This is a genomic window from bacterium, from assembly GCA_016786595.1.
In the GTDB taxonomy this organism is placed as follows: Bacteria; Bdellovibrionota_C; UBA2361; order SZUA-149; family JAEUWB01; genus JAEUWB01.
In genome coordinates this window covers 1-1,966 of record JAEUWB010000004.1, presented here as the reverse complement: position 1 = coordinate 1,966, position 1,966 = coordinate 1, and the positions used below count along the sequence as shown (strand labels likewise).

The following is a 1,966-nucleotide window of genomic DNA, read 5'->3' as shown; positions in this document are numbered from 1 at the left end:
ATACTAATTGTCAAATCGTGCCGCTTGATTCTGAGCACCAAAGTTTATACCAATTACTTAAGCAAGTCGATCGAGCCAGTGTGTCGAAAGTTACGATCACCGGATCGGGCGGGCCTTTTTTGCACACGCCAGTGATGAACTTAGCTGAGGTTACCCCTGAGCAAGCAATTGCACATCCGCGTTGGAAGATGGGCCCAAAAATTTCAACTGATTCAGCTACGATGTTTAATAAGGCGCTCGAACTTGTCGAAGCACATTATTTATTTGACTTGCCAGCTGAAAAAATCGCTGTGTTAATTCACCCACAAAGCGTTGTGCATGGTTTGGTCGATCTAGATAGTGGGGAATCCCATGCTGCGCTTGCTCCAGCTGATATGCGTGTACCAATTACTAACGCCCTAACTGAGCTTGTAAAGGAAGATACAAATCACGGCGCAGCACAGAGAAAAGCCTCCCAGCTTGTCAGTGGAGTGACTGCCTGTGAGTTAACTAAGGTCGGGAAACTAGAATTTTTTGCACCGGATTTTGAACGTTTTCCAGCACTTAAGCTCGGTTACGAGGTGATCAGGCAAGGAGAGGGATACCCGATCGTATTAAATGCTGCTAATGAAATAGCCGTGGCTTCTTTCCTCGGGCAACAATTAAAGTTTACGCAAATTGCTAAAATTGTTGAAGAAACGTTAGCGCGATATCATGGTCGTAAAATTTTAACGCTCGAAGATATATATGAAGTTGATGCTTGGGCGCGTAGTCAGGCATCTAATCTGACAGTTACGCATTAAACTATAGAGAATTAAGCCTTTGTGATTTCAAGTATTATTATCCCGATTATTGTGCTTGGCGTGCTCGTTGTTGTGCACGAATTCGGACATTTTATCGCCGCTAAAATGTCTGGAGTCGGAGTGCTTAAGTTTTCAGTTGGCTTTGGACCATCGTTGGCAAAGTTTCGCCATAAAGAAACTGAGTATGCGATCGCGCTGATTCCCCTTGGCGGCTACGTGCGCATGGTTGGCGATATTCCAGATATGCTCACTGGCCCGCAAGCAACAGACGAAGAAGTGCGCAGAGAAGCTGCAGGCACTAATCCAGATCTAAACGCTGCCACGATAGATCAACCAGTGCACCCCGAAGTTCAACGTTATCTTGCCGATCGTAGCACCTGGTTTTTAGAGCAAAGCTTACTGACTCGAGCTTGGATTGTTTTCGCTGGGCCTTTATTTAATTTCGTTCTGGCATTTGTACTAGTCGCGGCGACAATTTCTATTTACGGACGGGAAGTCACAGATGCAGTAGTCGGTGAAGTTAAGCCCGGCTCTCCAGCCGCTATTGCTAAACTCACTGCAGGGGATAAAGTTCGAGCCGTCAATGGCGCGCCAATTTCTGACTTTATCGAAATGTCAGAAAGAATTCGCAAATCCCAAACTCCAAATATCACTCTGGACGTTGAACGCGCCGGACAAAATCTGCAAGTGCCGGTTGTGGCTGAGCCCTACGAAGTTAAAAATATTTTTGGTAAAACTGAAAAAGTTTATTTGATTGGCGTAATACGTTCTTTTGAAAAACGCCCAGCCTCACTGATCGAATCTATTGAAATGGGCGCTAAATGGACTGCGATTTCGTCATATCACACCCTAGTCGGGATCTTTGGCATGCTTTTTGGAAAAGTTTCTTCGGACGAATTAGCCGGTCCGATTTTCATCTTCAAAGAAGCAAATCGCCAAGCTAAAAACGGCATGGAAAGCTTACTGAGCTTTATGGCGATTTTAAGCGTAAGCCTCGCAGTACTTAATCTTTTACCAATTCCAGTACTCGATGGAGGGCATTTGCTGTTTTTCTTCATGGAAGCTGTTTTTGGCCCGCTCAGCATGCGTAAGAAAGAAATTGCCCAGCAGTTAGGCATGGCTTTTCTTTTGGCCTTAATGGTGCTTGCTGTGCACAATGACCTGACACGCAAGCGTCCTGAAGC

2 protein-coding genes are annotated in these 1,966 nt (G+C 45.4%); both read left to right on the top strand.

What is annotated here, in order from left to right; all coding sequences use genetic code 11:
* On the top strand, window positions 1–782 hold a 782-nt coding region (locus tag JNK13_01430), incomplete at its 5' end, for a 1-deoxy-D-xylulose-5-phosphate reductoisomerase (protein ID MBL7661389.1).
* A 21-nt stretch (window positions 783–803) separates the two neighbouring features.
* Window positions 804–1,966, top strand: a 1,163-nt coding sequence (gene rseP / locus JNK13_01425; GenBank protein ID MBL7661388.1) for an RIP metalloprotease RseP, incomplete at its 3' end; no start/stop codon positions are given.